Origin of the sequence: Rhizobium sp. T1470 (assembly GCF_042140505.1) — a bacterium.
In the GTDB taxonomy this organism is placed as follows: Bacteria; Pseudomonadota; Alphaproteobacteria; order Rhizobiales; family Rhizobiaceae; genus Rhizobium; species Rhizobium favelukesii.
Genome location: NZ_CP148091.1, coordinates 4110903 through 4126893, shown reverse-complemented (window position 1 = coordinate 4126893; position 15991 = coordinate 4110903). Strand labels below are relative to the sequence as shown.

Below are 15991 nucleotides of genomic sequence, written 5' to 3'. Positions count from 1 at the left end.
ATCGGGGCGATGGCATACTTCTTCTTCAGACTTGTGCCGCCTCGTCCCCGCTTTTCCGCATGACGCGACCGGGGAGGAAATGGCCGCGATGAAGCACCATGTCGCCTATTGGCACCGCAACGCAGAAGACGGATCGGCCATTGCCGTCGGTCCCGTCTTCGAAGGCGAGGGAGCCTGGGGCATGGCACTCGTTTCGGCGCTGGATCAGCAGGCGGCGCAGGCGCTCGCCGATGCCGATCCGATCATCCAGTCCGGTCACGGCTTTCGCTTTGACATATTGCCAATGCCCTCGATCATTCTCCGGCCGTCTGCAGCCGGAAACGAATAAACGAACACAAGCAAATCAGGATTTGAACAATGGCCACAGAAATCCGCGTTCCAACTCTCGGTGAATCCGTCAGCGAGGCAACCGTCGGCACCTGGTTCAAGAAGGTTGGCGACGCCATCAAGGCCGACGAGCCGATTCTCGAGCTTGAAACCGATAAGGTGACCATCGAAGTGCCGGCGCCGGCTTCGGGTACGCTGTCTGAAATCGTTGCGCAGGCAGGCGAAACCGTCGGTCTCGGTGCGTTGCTAGGCCAGATCGCCGCAGGCGCTGGTGCTGCCGCTGCCCCGGCTGCTGCTGCCGCCCCCGCGAAGGTTGCCGAGCTCGCAGCCGCTGCACCGGCACCCGCTGCCGCTGCGCCGGCTGCGTCCGTATCCGCCATGCCGCCGGCACCGGCTGCCGCCAAGATGCTTGCCGAGAACAACCTGTCGGCCGATCAGGTCGACGGCAGCGGCAAGCGCGGCCAGGTGCTGAAGGGTGACGTGATCGCCGCTGTTGCCAAGGGCATCTCCACCCCGGCTGCCGCTGCTGCCCCTGCCGTGCCGGCTGCTGCCCGCGGCCCGTCAACGGTCGAGGATGCGGCCCGCGAAGAGCGCGTGAAGATGACGCGCCTGCGCCAGACGATCGCCAAGCGCCTGAAAGACGCCCAGAACACCGCTGCCATGCTCACCACCTATAACGAGGTGGACATGAAGGCGGTCATGGATCTGCGCGCCAAGTACAAGGACGTCTTCGAAAAGAAGCATGGCGTGAAGCTCGGCTTCATGGGCTTCTTCACCAAGGCCATCACCCACGCGCTGAAGGAACTTCCGGCTGTCAACGCCGAGATTGATGGCACTGACATCATCTACAAGAACTTCTGCCACATCGGCATGGCCGTCGGCACGGACAAGGGGCTCGTCGTCCCTGTTATCCGCGACGCCGACCAGATGTCGATCGCCGAAGTCGAGAAGGAACTGGCGCGCCTGGCAAAGGCTGCTCGCGACGGTTCGCTGTCGATGGCCGATATGCAGGGCGGCACCTTCACCATCACCAATGGCGGTGTATACGGTTCGCTGATGTCCTCGCCGATCCTCAACGCTCCGCAGTCCGGTATCCTCGGCATGCACAAGATCCAGGACCGTCCCGTCGTCGTCGGCGGCCAGATCGTCATTCGTCCGATGATGTATCTCGCGCTCTCCTACGACCACCGCATCGTCGACGGCAAGGAAGCCGTGACCTTCCTCGTCCGCGTCAAGGAAAGCCTGGAAGATCCGGAGCGTCTGGTTCTCGATCTCTAAGCAATCGACTGGGCCGCGTGAGCGGCCCTTTCCACCTCAGCGGGGCGCGCGATGTCGCTGGCAATCTCCACAGGGCGTATGACCATGATGCCTCTCCTTGCCATCGGCAGGATCGGGGCGTCGCTCGCGTTTTTGCTGGCACTGCCCGCGGCCGCTGTCGGCACTCCCGACTGCAGGCAGGCGAGCGCCGTTTATGCCGACCGGGATGGCGCCTACGAACTGCGTTTCACGCCGATCAATTCGGAAGCGGCGGCTGCCAGCAACCGGTTCATGCTGAAAGTGCTGAAAACCTCGATCGAACTCGACGGCTATGTCATGCCCTCGGACGATCCGGAGCGTGCCGTCGGTATCGTGATGTTTAAATGCCCCGGCGGTGACCTGACAGGCGCGGATCTGGACGCCTGCACGATCTGGCAGGGCACGATCTACGGCGCGAATGCCAAGGGCGAGATCGACAACCTTCAGCCGGAAGCGGCAGTCGCGGCCGACAGCGTCTTTCTGCCGGGTCTCGGTCCGGCGATCCGCCAATCGCAGATCTGGGGCAACGACAAGGCTAAGGTTGCGCCGTGGGATGTCCTGGCATTCAAGGAGTGCGCGAAATGACACAACGACCGGTTCTTCTCGTCACCGGCGGCAGCCGGGGTATCGGCGCTGCGGTCTGCCGCCTCGCTGCCCGGCAGGGCTGGAACGTGGCGGTGAACTATGCCGCGAACCGCACGGCGGCCGATGCGATCGTCTCGGAGGTCAAGGCAGAGGGCGGCGACGCGATCGCGATCAAGGGCGATGTCGGCAGCGCGAAGGATATCGTTTCGATGTTCCAGGCGGTCGACAAGCATTTCGGGCGGCTCGACGGGCTGGTCAACAACGCCGGTATCGTCGATGCGCAGCAGCGCGTCGATGAGATGAGCGTCGAGCGCCTTGAGCGGATGATGCGGATCAACGTGACCGGCTCGATTCTATGCGCGGCCGAAGCCGTTCGGCGGATGTCGTCGAGGCACGGCGGCAAAGGCGGGGCGATCGTCAACATTTCGTCTATGGCAGCGGTTCTGGGTTCGGCATCGCAATATGTCGATTACGCCGCGTCGAAGGCCGCGATCGATACCTTCACCATCGGTCTGTCTCGAGAAGTGGCGAACGAGGGCGTGCGCGTGAACGCCATCCGTCCCGGCGTCATCGATACCGATATTCATGCATCCGGCGGCCTGCCGAACCGCGCGCGCGACCTGGCGCCGAGCATCCCGATGCAGAGGCCCGGCACGGCGGAGGAAATCGCCGATGCGGTCCTCTACCTTCTCTCGCCGACGGCTTCCTATATAACGGGCGCCATACTCAATGTAAGCGGCGGCCGTTAGGACGCGGAGACCATATCACCATGCAATACTTCTTCGAATTTTTGGGCCTGATGGCCGTCTTTTCGATCTTCATCGTCGTACCCGGCGCCGACTTCGCCGTCATCTTGCGCCAGAGCATCGTGCATGGCCGCCGGGCAGCCATGATGACCGGCCTCGGCATGGGCTTTTCGCTGCTCTTCCACATCAGCTACACCATCCTAGGTCTCGGCCTCATCGTCTCCCAATCGCTGATGATGTTTGCGATGATCAAATGGGCGGGCGTCGCCTATCTCGTCTACCTCGGCATCAAGTCGTTCCGCGAGCCGGGCTTCAAGGTGAACGAGATCGAAATTTCCGATGAGGACCGTAAGCCAATCTCGGCACTCAAGTGCCTCGGCATGGGCTTCATCACCAATGCGCTCAATCCGAAACCCGTCCTGTTCTTCCTGTCGCTGTTTTCGACACTGGTGCATCACGACACCCCGGCGCTCATCCAGTTTAGCTACGGCATCGGCATGGCAACGGCGCTCGTCGCCTGGTTTGCGGGCGTTTCCACCTTCTTCACCGTCAAGCCCATTCGCGACCGCTTCATCGCAAGCGGCAAATGGTTCAACCGCATCACCGGCGCCGCATTGGTCGGCTTCGGTTTCCGCCTCGCGCTCGCCCGCGCGGCCGACTAAGCAAATAACGAAAAGGAAAAGAACAATGTCCTATGATGTAATCGTTATCGGAACCGGCCCTGGCGGCTACGTCGCTGCCATCAAGGCTGCGCAGCTCGGCCTCAAGGTCGCTGTCGTTGAAAAGCGTGCAACGTTCGGTGGCACCTGCCTGAACGTCGGCTGCATCCCGTCCAAGGCGCTGCTTCATGCCTCCGAAATGTTTCATCAGGCTGGCCACGGCATGGACGCGCTCGGCATCGAAGTCGCTGCGCCGAAGCTGAACCTTGGAAAGATGCTGGCGCACAAGGATGCGACGGTGAAGTCGAACGTCGACGGCGTTGCCTTCCTCTTCAAGAAGAACAAGATCGATGCCTTCCAGGGCGCCGGCAAGATTGTGTCGGCAGGCAAGGTTTCCGTGGCCGGCGAAGACGGTAAGGTGCAGGAAATCGAAGGCAAGAACATCGTCATCGCCACCGGCTCCGACGTCGCCGGCATTCCGGGCGTGAAGGTGGATATCGACGAGAAGGTGATCATCTCATCGACGGGCGCGATCGCGCTCGAGAAGGTGCCGGAGACAATGATCGTCGTCGGCGGGGGCGTCATCGGCCTCGAGCTCGGCTCCGTCTGGTCTCGCCTCGGTGCCAAGGTCACCGTGGTCGAATATCTCGATACGATTCTCGGCGGCATGGATGGCGAAGTCTCCAAGCAATTCCAGCGGATGCTCGTCAAGCAGGGCATCGCCATCAACCTGAGCTCGAAGGTGACGGGCGTCGAGAAGGGCGGCAAAGGTGCCAAGGTGAGTTTCGAGCCGGTCAAGGGCGGCGATGCGCAGACACTCGAAGCCGAGGTCGTTCTGATCGCGACCGGCCGCACCCCCTACACGGCAGGCCTTGGTCTGCAAGAAGCAGGCGTAAAGCTTGATGACCGTGGCCGCGTCGAAATCGACGGTCGCTTCCGCACCAACGTTGCCGGCATCTACGCGATCGGCGACGTGGTGAAGGGGCCGATGCTGGCCCACAAGGCCGAAGATGAAGGCGTTGCGCTGGCAGAAATCCTCGCCGGTCAGCATGGCCATGTGAACTATGACGTCATCCCGAGCGTCGTCTACACGCAGCCGGAAGTCGCCTCCGTCGGCAAGACCGAGGAAGAGCTGAAGGCTGCCGGCATCACCTTCAAGGTGGGGAAGTTCCCCTTCACAGCGAACGGTCGCGCCCGCGCCATGTTGGCGATCGACGGTTTCGTGAAGATCCTCTCCGACAAGGAAACCGACCGTGTCCTGGGCGGTCATATCGTCGGTTTCGGAGCCGGCGAGATGATCCACGAGATTGCCGTCCTCATGGAATTCGGCGGTTCCGCAGAAGATCTTGGCCGCACCTGCCATGCTCACCCGACCATGTCGGAAGCGGTGAAGGAAGCCGCTCTCGCCGCGTTCTTCAAGCCGATCCACATGTAATCTTAAATTTCGGCAATATGCGATCGGCCGCTTGTCCCCGGACAGGTGGCCGTTTTACTTTCAAATGATTCTAAAATCGTTCGAGGGGAAGCCTATGCAGTCCACACCTGTCGATGCATACAGCCTGCCGCAGCGCCTCCTTCACTGGGGGGGGGCTCTGCTCATCTTCTTTAATCTGCTGTTTCCCGATGGCATGAACGAATGGCATCGGGCGATGCGTCGCGGCGCCATTGCGTCCCCCGACCAGCTCTCGGCGGCCAACATTCACGCCTATGTCGGCATCGCCATATTGGCACTTGCGATTGTTCGTGTGTGTCTGCGTCTCGTCCAGGGTGCGCCGCCGGTGGTCAGCCAGGAACCGGCAATCCTCCGCCTTGTGGCAAAGGTCGTCCATATCGGCCTGTATGCGTTCATCTTCGCGATGCCGGTGACCGGGATTGCTGCCTATTACTTCGGGGTCGATCCGGCGGGATCGCTGCACGCCGACGTGCTGAAGGTTGTCCTGTGGGCCTTGATCGCGGCACATGTAGCCGGTGCCCTCGTCCACCAATTCTACTGGAAGAGCAACGTTCTTCGACGGATGACGATTGGGCGCTAGTTCACGGCCGTCAGCGTAAAACCCTTTTTGCGCAGCAGCTCGATAACGCCGCCTTCGCCGGGAAGATGGAGCGCACCGACGGCCATGAAGACGTTGCCGTTGGCAAGGATCGGGGCTGCTCGCTCGGCCATCACCTTGTTGCGGTCGAGGATGATGCGCTGCTCGAAGGCGGCATAATCGCTATCCTCGTCCTTGCCGTCGGGCGAGACGGTCTTCAGCATCGGAATGGTCATGCCGATATCACCGGAGAGATAAAGATCGGTCATCGTTTCCACGACATCGTTCATCTTCGATCCCAAAGCCAGCGTTTCAATCAGCGACTTCATGTGGAATTCGGTCGGCAGGTCGGCCATCGCCTGCAGCTGCTCGGCGAGCGTTTCCAAGCCTTTGACCTGCTTGCCCTCGGCAACGGCGTCGGCGGCAATCTTCTGGTCGAGGAACTGTACGCCCTTTGCCTTGCGGGCCATTTCGCAGCCGGGCAGGGCAACGACGCTCGATATCATCCAGGGGCGCATGCGCGAGACCGCGGCAAGCGGGATTCCGCGCTGCCTCAGTCCTTCTTCCAGGCGGATGTAGTCTCCGTGGGATAGAAGCTTTTCAATCGTCGTCCCGTCCGTGAACATCATCAGATCCGGCTTCATCAATAGAGCGGCGGAGGCCTTTTTCTCGTCGAGGATCTCGTCTGATTCGATCACGATGGTGTCGGCAGCATCGTGGGCTGCCTGCGTGCGTGGCGGAAGTTGCAGCACACGCGGATCGGTGACATGCATGCTGCCGAGCAACCAGGATGGTTTCACGCCCGGCTTTTCGATCTTCCAGAAAATGCCCTTGCCGTTTGGCACGGCGTCCGCTTCCTTGACCGCCTCGGCGTAGCGCGCCGGGTCGCTTTGCTTCAGATCGGTCAGGACATTGCGGCCGGTGCAGGCGTCGTCATCTGCAGCCGCTGCCGGCGAGACCGAGAACAGAACTGCGATCAGCGTTGCCGCAAGCAGCATATGAAATGCAGCGATCAGCCAGAGCAGGAGATTGCCCGGCGATGCGATGTGCAGGCTGCGGTGGCCGATGGAGATCGTCATGATGGTATTCCGGTCACTATGGATCGCTAAGTTCTACGCTTCGCGTGCGGATATTCCTTTAAGAGAAGCTGTTAACAAAAGATTACGCCCGCGGATGGGCACGGTCGTAAACTTCAAGCAAACGTGAGGAATCCACGCCTGTGTAGACCTGGGTGGTCGAAAGACTGGCATGGCCGAGGAGTTCCTGGATGGTTCTGAGATCGCCACCACCGGCCAGCAGGTGGGTCGCGAAGGAGTGTCGCAGGGCGTGCGGCGTCGCCGTCTCCGGCAGTCCGAAGGCGCTTCGCATCTTCTGCATGGTACGCTGGATGATCGCCGCCTGCAGCTTGCCGCCGCGCGCGCCGCGGAAGAGAGGCTGCTCGCCTTCGAGATGGTATGGACACAGAGACCGATATGTTTCGGCCGCCTCGAAGACCACGGTGAGCAGCGGCACGAGGCGGGTCTTGTTGCCCTTGCCGGTGATGCGCAGCGTTGCCGCGCCGCGGTTGAAATCATCAGGTGTCAGGTCGAGTGCTTCGGAAATGCGCAGGCCGCAGCCGTATAGCAAGGCAAAAACGGCGGCATCGCGCGCCGCAATCCAGGGTTCCTCGTGCAGTTGCGCCTCGGTGCTGACGACGGTGATGGCTTGCCGATCGGAAAGTGGCTTCGGCAGCGACTTCGGTTGCTTTGGCGAGCGGATCGCACCGGCGCCGGCGGCATTCACCAGCCCTTTCTTTTCGAGGTAACGCAGCAGTGAGCGTAGCCCGGCAAGATTGCGGCCAAGCGAGCGCGCTCCCAATCCCTCCTTGCGGCGGGCGGCGAGGAATGCCCGGAAGTCCGTAGGCCGCAGCGCGTGGATATCTTTGAGCGTCGCAGGACCGCCGAGGTGACCGGTCAGGAAGGTCAGGAACTGGCGGGTGTCGCGCTCATAGGCATCCAGCGTGTGCTTCGAAAAGCGACGCTCGTGGGCCAGGCTGTCGAGCCAGGCGGTGCGTTCCGCCATCAGGCGCGGGTCGGCGATGATCAGGAGTTCGTTCACGTGTCTGGCCCTTGAATTTGCCAATCCGGCTGCCAATTCTGAAGGACGACAGTTATGGAATTGCTAATACCGCCCAAGTGGTTGTCATGGTTCCATCATATTAATCGACGTAACTGGTTTCCCAACGACGCAGGATCTTGCATGCCACGGCGCCATCCCACGACCGCTTTCGGACAATTCGCGGAAGTGATTGCCCTCGTCTCCCATGGCAAGCCGGGACATATCGTTGATACGTTGATCGCCGAGCGCGGACAGAGAATCGTCAAACACCCGCTCTGGCCGATTATGCGGCCCTTTCTCCACACGCTCCTGCGCTACCACAGGGCCATCAGCTTCGCCAACGACGTCGCGAACATGCCCGGCTTTCAGTGCTTCGAGTACATGAGCAACCTGTTGAAGCTCGAGATCAATGTCAGGCATGGCGAACGCATTCCTGATGCCGGCGGCTTCATCCTCGTCAGCAACCATCCGACCGGCATTGCCGACGGGGTGGCCGTCTTCGATCTCTTGAAGAGCAAGCGGCCCGACATCATGGTGTTTGCCAACCGCGATGCCATACGCGTCAATCCGCGCTTTGCCGAGGTCATCATTCCGGTCGAATGGCGTGAAGAGTATAAAAGCAAGCTCAAGACCCGCGAGACGCTGCAGATCACCAACCGTGCGGTCAGGGAAGGCAAGGCAACTGTGCTTTTTCCGTCCGGGCGCATTGCCTATTGGGCGAATGGCCGGCTGAACGAACGTCCCTGGAAAACCTCCGCCGTTGGTCTTGCCCGCAAGTACAATCTCCCGATCCTGCCGGTGCACATGACGGCGCGCAATTCCGGCCTTTTCTACTGGCTTGCAAAGTGGTCGACGGAGCTCAGGGACATGACCGTCTTTCACGAGCTTTTGAACAAGCGGGGTGACCGCTTCGACTTCGTGGTCGGCAATCTGATCCCGGTGGGAAATCTCGAGGGCGATATCAACGAGGTGACCAAGGCATTGGAAGACCATACGGTGCGCGCCCTCGATATGGATGACGACGCGCAATTCCTGCCGCTGGTACCGCCGGCGGAGCCGGAACTGGCCAGTGCCCATTCAATTCCCTGATCGGATCGGCTAAAGCAAGGCATGCTGCTCCGCTCGATGTTTGCCCAGAACTACCGATCCCTGCGATCGATCCGCATGGATCTCTCGGCCATCAACCTCTTCATCGGCGAGAACGGGGTCGGGAAATCCAATATCTACCGCGCGCTGCAGCTCATTCAGGCGGCAACGCGCGGGCGGCTGGCACATGAGATCGCGGCCGAAGGCGGGATGTTCTCGGCGCTGTGGTCCGGTCCGCGCCGGGACGCTGAGGGGGCGTTTCGGATCCGCCTGGAAACCGAGCTTCTGGACGAGGAAAGGGCGATCACCTTCCGCTATCGCGTCGAGGCCGGTTTGCGGCCGCCCACGGCTGCGGCGGGCTTTCCCTTCGAACCACAGATCAAGGCCGAAGAGCTCTCGGTCGAGACCGGGACGCGACCGGTGACGATGATGAAGCGCGCTGGCCCTGCCATCGCCGTTCGGGGGCCGAATGGCCGGATGCAAGATTACCCGGAGCAGGCGCTGACCTCGGAAACGGCAATCGCGCTTCTTGGCGATGCAGGGCACTACCCCGAGATTGGAACGTTTCGCCGCGCGATCGATGGGTGGCGTTTCTTTCACGGTTTCCGGACGGATCGGCTCTCACCGCTGCGTGCGCCCTGCCTTGCCGTGACGGCGCCGCTGTTGGACGAGGACGGTAACAATATCGCCGCGGTTTTTGCAACGCTGGTGCATACGCGGGAGGACACTGTCGACCTCGATCGGGCGATCGCCGCGGCCCTCGGCGGTGCTGGGCTCGTCGTGCCGCTACCTGAAGAGACGGCGGAGTTCGGCCTTTCCTTCCCGGAGTTTCCGAACCGGGTGTTTCAGCCGCGCGAGCTGTCGGACGGACAGGTTCGTTTCCTCGGCCTAGCCGCGGCGCTGATGTCCTACCGCCTGCCGCCGCTGATTGCGCTGAACGAACCGGAGGCAAGCCTGCATCCGGATATGCTGCCGCCGCTCGCCGACATGATCGCGGACGCGGCGCAGAGCAGCCAGATCTGGATCGTCACCCATTCCGAACCGCTGGCGGCGGCCGTGCGCGAGCGGTGCGGTGCACGCGCACGCCATGTCGTGCGGCAGGACGGCGCCACCTGGATCGAGGGTATGCGGCTCACCGGCGTCATCGACGAGGACGAGTAAGTCGGTGCGCAGGGTCTTCCAGGTTTTCTTTTTACGCCGATCCGGGCATGGTCTCGCCCGATGAGCACCGATTCGTCCGATCTCTTTGGGGCGCTGTTTAAGACGCCGCCGGCCAACCGCACGGTGCCGGTTCTCGTTCCCATGCCTGCGCCGAAGCCTTATTCCTATGCCGTGCCCGAGGGAATGGCCGTCGAGCCGGGCTCGGTCGTGCAGGTGCCGCTCGGCCCGAGGCAGGTGATCGGTGTCGTCTGGGATGGCGACGAGGACGGGGTCGATCCGAAGAAGCTGAGGCCGATCAGCCATGTCTTCGATTGCCCGCCGCTTACGAAGGAGATGCGCGACTTCGTCGATTGGGTGGCAAGCTATACGCTCTCGCCGCCCGGTCTCGTGGCGCGCATGGCGCTGCGGGCGCCAAATGCCTTTGAGCCGGAGCCGATGGTTGAGGGCCTGCGCTTCGTCGGCGGCGAACCGGAACGGATGACGCCAGCGCGCGCCCGTGTGCTCGATATCGCCGGTGATGGGCTCTCCTGGACGCGAAGCGGGCTTGCCCATGCCGCCGGCGTATCGACAAGCGTGGTCGACGGTCTGGTAAGTCAGGGCATTTTCGAAACCGTATTCCTGCCACCGCCGCCCTTGGTTGCCAAACCCGATCCCGACTTCACGGCCGCGCGGCTCGAAGGCCCGCAAAGGGACGCGGCAGACGAGATTCTGGCCGAGGTTCGAAAGGGTGAGTTTGCCGTATCGCTGATCGATGGTGTCACCGGTTCGGGAAAGACGGAAGTCTATTTCGAAGCGATCGCGGAAACGCTGAAGCGGGGCAAGCAGGTGCTGATCCTCCTGCCGGAGATCGCGCTGACGGCGAGCTTTCTGGAGCGCTTTCAGGATCGCTTCGGCGCAAAGCCCGCCGAATGGCATTCCGACCTGGCGCCGCGCACCCGCGAGAAGGTCTGGCGTCAGGCGGTCACGGGCGAGGTGCGCGTCGTTGCCGGTGCTCGCTCGGCCCTGTTTCTTCCGTTCGAGGATTTAGGCCTTATCATTGTCGATGAAGAGCATGATCCTGCCTACAAACAGGAAGATCGGGTCTATTACAATGCCCGCGACATGGCCGTCGTGCGCGCACGGATCGCTGATTTTCCAGTGGTTCTCGTCTCCGCCACGCCCTCGGTCGAAAGCCAGGTCAATGGGCAGAGCGGACGTTACAGTACCGTTCACATGCCGACCCGCTTCGGCGACGCGGCGTTACCCGATCTACACCTCATCGACATGCGCCGTCATGCGCCTGAGCGCGGCGGCTTCCTGTCGCCGGTCCTGATCCGCGCGATCGGCAAGACGATCGAGAAAGAGCAGCAGGCGCTTCTCTTCCTCAACCGTCGGGGTTATGCGCCGCTGACGCTCTGCCGCGTCTGCGGACATCGCTTCCAGTGCCCGCAATGCTCCAGCTGGCTCGTCGAGCACCGGTTCAAAAGACAGTTGCAATGTCATCAGTGCGGTCATGCCGAACGCACGCCGGAAGCCTGTCCGGAATGCGGCACCCTCGATCATCTCGTTGCCTGCGGGCCCGGTGTTGAGCGCATCGCTGAAGAAGTGGAGCGCCATTTCCCCGAGGCGCGAACGATCGTGCTCTCGTCCGACATCATGGGCGGCGTCAAGCGGTTGCGGTTCGAGCTCGAGGCCATTGCAAAAGGGGAGGCCGATATCGTCATCGGTACGCAGCTCGTCGCAAAGGGGCATAACTTCCCGCTGATGACGCTGGTTGGCATCGTCGATGCCGATCTCGGGCTTGCCAATGGCGACCCGCGCGCCGCCGAACGCACCTTTCAGCTTCTGTCGCAGGTGACGGGCCGCGCCGGCCGTACCGGCCTGAAGAGCCACGGCCTGTTGCAGACCTACCAGCCGCAACATCCCGTCATGCAGGCGATCGTGTCAGGCGATGCGAGCGCCTTCTACGAACGCGAGATTGCCGAGCGCGAACGGGCGATCCTGCCGCCATTCGGACGGCTGGCGTCGATCATCGTCTCGGCGGAAACGCGCCACGATGCGGAAAACCATGCCCGCGGCATTAGAAACGCCGCACCGGATGTCTCCGGCATCTCCGTGCTCGGACCTGCGGAAGCACCGCTTGCGCTGGTGCGCGGCCGCTATCGCTTCCGGCTTCTCGTGCATGGCCGGCGAAACTCCGACATGCAGGCATTTCTCAGGGCCATGCTTGCGCAAGCGCCAAAGGAGCGCGGGTCGGTGCATGTGCAGCTCGACGTGGACCCGCAAAGCTTCCTGTAGATCGCTGTCCTACGGGCTTTTGCCCGGTACGGCAATCATGGCATAAGGACGGCGAAACAGGGGATTCGGGGTCGGTCATGGACTTTTATTTTCCAACGGAACTGGGCGAACAGCTCGCTTTCGCAGCAGCCGCATTTACCGCGTTGGCGGGCTTCATCATCATGTTTGCGCCGGGCTATGCGATGCGGTTGGTCGGCGTGATGCCACGCGAGGGCCGGCGCGACGGCTATGCCGAACAACGCTCCGTTGGCGGTTTCTATCTCGGCTTCGGTCTCTCGGCCATCATGCTGGCACAGGACTGGATCTACATGGCCCTTGGCGTCTCCTTCGCCATGGCCGCATTTGCGCGCATCATCTCGCTCCTTTCAGATAAGGGGAGCACGATTCTCAACTATTTACTTCTGGTTGTGCAGATCGTTCTGGCAGCTCTTCCGCTCGCTTATGTTTTCGGTTTCTTTTCCGCTTGAGTTGAGTGGATATTTCTCCCGTTGAGCTTTTGTTTGCCGGGCTTTGAGCATTTTTGCGTTAGAAATCGAGACGAAAGCCGTATTCGGGCGTTACGCGTGTTGCGAGTCCGAACATCCTATGTTAGACGGACCCCGAATTTCGGAAGAAGCAAGAGGCTTCTCTTGCGATTTCTGGGGGAAATCATAACGAATTCAAGATCCTAGGTCAGGCGCCCGCCGGGGACCGGATTCTTGAGTTGAAATCAGGGAAATTTGGGCCAGTGGCAGACACATCCCAGCTTACTTCTGGTGTTGCAGAGCGCTATGCCTCGTCGCTGTTTGAGTTGGCGCTCGAGCAGGGCGCCGTCGAAAGCGTCACCAAGGACCTCGACCAGTTTCAGGCGATGCTCGACGAGAGCGACGACCTGAAGCGTTTCGTTTCGAGCCCTGTTTTCTCGGCCGACGACCAGCTCAAGGCGATCGTTGCCATCAGCGAGAAGGCTGGAATCAGCGGCCTCTTCGCGAACTTCCTGAAGGTCGTGGCGCGTAACCGCCGCCTCTTTGCCCTCCCGGGCATGATCAAGGCCTTCCGCATCATTGCTGCAAACCAGCGTGGCGAAATTACTGCCGAGGTCACCTCGGCCCGTGCGTTTGATGCAGCGCAGGAAACCGAATTGAAGGCGGCGCTCAAGGGCGTCACCGGCAAAGACGTGGCGATTGCCGTCACGGTTGATCCGTCAATTCTTGGTGGTTTGATCGTGAAGGTCGGGTCCCGTCAGATTGATACGTCTCTTCGTACGAAACTCTCTACCCTTAAGCTTGCATTGAAAGAGGTCGGCTGATGGATATCCGCGCTGCGGAAATTTCCGCAATTCTCAAAGACCAGATCAAAAACTTCGGCAAAGAGGCAGAAGTCTCGGAAGTCGGTCAGGTTCTCTCCGTCGGTGACGGTATCGCTCGCGTTTACGGTCTGGATAATGTTCAGGCAGGCGAAATGGTCGAGTTCCCCGGTGGCGTCCGTGGCATGGCGCTGAACCTGGAATCGGACAACGTCGGTGTTGTTATTTTCGGTTCGGACCGCGACATCAAGGAAGGCGACACCGTCAAGCGGACCGGCGCCATCGTTGACGTTCCGGTTGGTCCGGAGCTGCTCGGCCGCGTTGTCGATGCTCTCGGCAATCCGATCGACGGCAAGGGCCCGATCAATTCGACCCGCCGCGCGCGCGTCGACGTCAAGGCTCCGGGCATCATTCCGCGTAAGTCGGTTCATGAGCCGATGTCGACCGGCCTCAAGGCTATCGACGCGCTCATCCCGGTCGGCCGTGGCCAGCGCGAGCTTGTCATCGGTGACCGCCAGACAGGCAAGACCGCGATCATTCTCGACGCGATCCTGAACCAGAAGGCGATCCACGACAACGGCCCGGACAGCGAGAAGCTGTTCTGCGTCTACGTCGCTATCGGCCAGAAGCGTTCGACCGTTGCCCAGTTCGTCAAGGTTCTCGAAGAACGCGGCGCAATGAAGTACTCGATCGTCGTTGCCGCAACGGCTTCCGATCCGGCTCCGATGCAGTATCTGGCGCCGTTCGCCGGCTGCACGATGGGCGAATACTTCCGTGACAACGGTCAGCACGCGCTGATCGGTTACGACGACCTGTCCAAGCAGGCAGTTGCTTATCGCCAGATGTCGCTCCTGCTGCGCCGCCCGCCGGGCCGCGAAGCTTATCCGGGCGACGTTTTCTACCTGCACTCGCGTCTCCTCGAGCGCGCTGCAAAGCTCTCCGACGAAAAGGGCGCTGGCTCTCTGACGGCTCTGCCTGTCATCGAAACCCAGGGCAACGACGTTTCGGCCTTCATTCCGACCAACGTGATCTCGATCACCGACGGTCAGATCTTCCTCGAAACCGACCTGTTCTATCAGGGTATCCGTCCGGCTGTTAACGTCGGTCTGTCGGTTTCACGCGTCGGCTCCGCCGCGCAGGTCAAGGCGATGAAGCAGGTTGCCGGCTCGATCAAGGGCGAACTCGCACAGTATCGCGAAATGGCCGCCTTCGCTCAGTTCGGTTCCGACCTCGACGCCTCGACGCAGCGCCTGCTGAACCGCGGCGCACGCCTCACCGAACTCCTGAAGCAGCCGCAGTTCTCGCCGCTGAAGACGGAAGAGCAGGTTGCGGTGATCTTCGCCGGCGTCAACGGCTACCTCGACAAGATCCCGGTCGCACAGGTCGGCAAGTTCGAACAGGGCCTGCTGTCGTACCTTCGCTCGGAAGGCTCGGCTATCCTCGACACGATCCGCACGGACAAGGCAATCAGCGACGATACGAAGGGTAAGCTCACGGCTGCCATCGATAGCTTCGCGAAGTCCTTCGCCTAATCGGACCCAAAGGACGGATAACGGATGCCTTCACTTAAGGATCTGAAAAACCGGATCGCCTCCGTCAAGGCGACGCAGAAGATCACCAAGGCGATGAAGATGGTCGCCGCGGCGAAGCTTCGGCGTGCCCAGGAGGCGGCTGAGGCCGCCCGTCCGTACTCGCAGCGCATGGGTGCCGTTCTGGCAAACATTGCTGGTGCGATGACGGAGGCCGACGGTGCGCCGGCTCTGATGACGGGCAACGGCAAGGACCAGGTTCATCTGCTGGTCGTCTGCACGGCCGAACGCGGCCTGTGCGGCGGCTTCAACTCGCAGATCTCGCGCTTTGCGCGCGATCACGCTCGCAAGCTTCTCGCCGAAGGCAAGACGGTTAAGATCTTTACCGTCGGCAAGAAGGGTTACGACGTTCTGCGCCGTGAATTTGCTTCGCTCATCGTCGAGCGCAAGGAATTGCGTGAGGTGAAGAAGGTCGGCTTCGAGAATGCCGACCAGATCGGCAAGCGCGTCATCGAGATGTTCGAGGCCGACGAGTTCGACGTCTGCACGTTGTTCTACTCCGAATTCAAGTCGGTGATTTCGCAGGTTCCGACGGCACAGCAGCTCATCCCGGCATCGGCTCCTACGGCCGTTGTCGAAGATGCGGCGCACGCCGGCGCAGTCTACGAATACGAGCCGGATCCGGCATCGATCCTCGAGGATCTGATCCCGCGCAACATCTCCGTCCAGATCTTCCGCGCGCTCCTTGAGAACGTCGCCGGCGAAATGGGCGCCAAGATGAGCGCGATGGACAATGCAACGCGCAACGCTGGTGAAATGATCAACAAGCTGACGCTCAACTACAACCGTCAGCGTCAGGCTCAGATCACCAAGGAACTCATTGAAATCATTTCGGGCGCGGAAGCGCTCTGAG

Annotated in this window: 15 protein-coding genes and 1 pseudogene; 14 read left to right on the top strand and 2 right to left on the bottom strand. The window is 61.4% G+C overall.

Annotated features, from left to right (window positions below; translation table 11 throughout):
- Positions 1-9 precede the first annotated feature (9 nt).
- The 7 genes and pseudogenes from WGT02_RS20685 (at position 10) to WGT02_RS20655 (ending at position 5646) form a co-directional block, all read left to right on the top strand.
- Positions 10-328 (top strand): annotated as a pseudogene (locus WGT02_RS20685) (YciI family protein).
- A gap of 29 nt (positions 329-357) precedes the next feature.
- Positions 358-1605: a 2-oxoglutarate dehydrogenase complex dihydrolipoyllysine-residue succinyltransferase gene (odhB, locus tag WGT02_RS20680; protein ID WP_208249529.1), complete on the top strand. Its 1248-nt coding sequence runs from the start codon at positions 358-360 to the stop codon at positions 1603-1605.
- 78 nt (positions 1606-1683) lie between these two features.
- A complete protein-coding gene (locus tag WGT02_RS20675) occupies positions 1684-2208 on the top strand; it encodes a hypothetical protein (protein ID WP_167546221.1) in 525 nt (174 codons plus the stop codon).
- Positions 2205-2957, top strand: coding sequence for an SDR family oxidoreductase (locus WGT02_RS20670; RefSeq protein ID WP_024316825.1), 753 nt, complete (start codon positions 2205-2207; stop codon positions 2955-2957). The genes WGT02_RS20675 and WGT02_RS20670 overlap by 4 nt, the downstream gene beginning before the upstream one ends.
- Positions 2958-2977: 20 nt before the next feature.
- Positions 2978-3616, top strand: a complete 639-nt coding sequence (locus WGT02_RS20665; RefSeq protein ID WP_024316826.1) for a LysE family translocator — start codon at positions 2978-2980, stop codon at positions 3614-3616.
- Positions 3617-3641: 25 nt separating this feature from the next.
- On the top strand, positions 3642-5048 hold the full coding sequence (gene lpdA, locus WGT02_RS20660) for a dihydrolipoyl dehydrogenase (protein ID WP_024316827.1): 1407 nt from the start codon (positions 3642-3644) through the stop codon (positions 5046-5048).
- 94 nt (positions 5049-5142) lie between these two features.
- On the top strand, positions 5143-5646 hold the full coding sequence (locus tag WGT02_RS20655; protein WP_208249530.1) for a cytochrome b: 504 nt from the start codon (positions 5143-5145) through the stop codon (positions 5644-5646).
- On the opposite strand, the gene WGT02_RS20650 is transcribed toward WGT02_RS20655, so the two are convergent.
- A complete protein-coding gene (locus tag WGT02_RS20650) occupies positions 5643-6722 on the bottom strand; it encodes a TraB/GumN family protein (protein ID WP_208249531.1) in 1080 nt (359 codons plus the stop codon). The two genes, WGT02_RS20655 and WGT02_RS20650, sit on opposite strands and share 4 nt — an antisense overlap.
- Positions 6723-6804: 82 nt before the next feature.
- Positions 6805-7740, bottom strand: a complete 936-nt coding sequence (locus tag WGT02_RS20645) for a tyrosine recombinase XerC (protein ID WP_024316830.1) — start codon at positions 7738-7740, stop codon at positions 6805-6807.
- 141 nt (positions 7741-7881) lie between these two features.
- On the opposite strand from WGT02_RS20645, the gene WGT02_RS20640 reads away from it, so the two are divergent.
- From WGT02_RS20640 to WGT02_RS20610, 7 genes are all read left to right on the top strand, one after another.
- Positions 7882-8829, top strand: coding sequence for a GNAT family N-acetyltransferase (locus WGT02_RS20640; protein WP_024316831.1), 948 nt, complete (start codon positions 7882-7884; stop codon positions 8827-8829).
- Positions 8830-8850: 21 nt separating this feature from the next.
- The gene (locus WGT02_RS20635; protein ID WP_208249532.1) at positions 8851-9987 is read left to right on the top strand and encodes an AAA family ATPase; all 1137 of its coding nucleotides are present in this window, start codon (positions 8851-8853) and stop codon (positions 9985-9987) included.
- Between the two features lie 60 nt (positions 9988-10047).
- Positions 10048-12264, top strand: coding sequence for a primosomal protein N' (locus WGT02_RS20630; RefSeq protein WP_208249533.1), 2217 nt, complete (start codon positions 10048-10050; stop codon positions 12262-12264).
- Between the two features lie 77 nt (positions 12265-12341).
- A complete protein-coding gene (locus WGT02_RS20625) occupies positions 12342-12731 on the top strand; it encodes a hypothetical protein (protein WP_024316834.1) in 390 nt (129 codons plus the stop codon).
- A gap of 260 nt (positions 12732-12991) precedes the next feature.
- The gene (locus WGT02_RS20620; RefSeq protein WP_024316835.1) at positions 12992-13552 is read left to right on the top strand and encodes a F0F1 ATP synthase subunit delta; all 561 of its coding nucleotides are present in this window, start codon (positions 12992-12994) and stop codon (positions 13550-13552) included.
- Positions 13552-15081, top strand: coding sequence for a F0F1 ATP synthase subunit alpha (gene atpA, locus WGT02_RS20615; RefSeq protein WP_024316836.1), 1530 nt, complete (start codon positions 13552-13554; stop codon positions 15079-15081). The genes WGT02_RS20620 and atpA overlap by 1 nt, the downstream gene beginning before the upstream one ends.
- A gap of 24 nt (positions 15082-15105) precedes the next feature.
- A complete protein-coding gene (locus WGT02_RS20610; RefSeq protein WP_024316837.1) occupies positions 15106-15990 on the top strand; it encodes a F0F1 ATP synthase subunit gamma in 885 nt (294 codons plus the stop codon).
- Position 15991 lies beyond the last annotated feature (1 nt).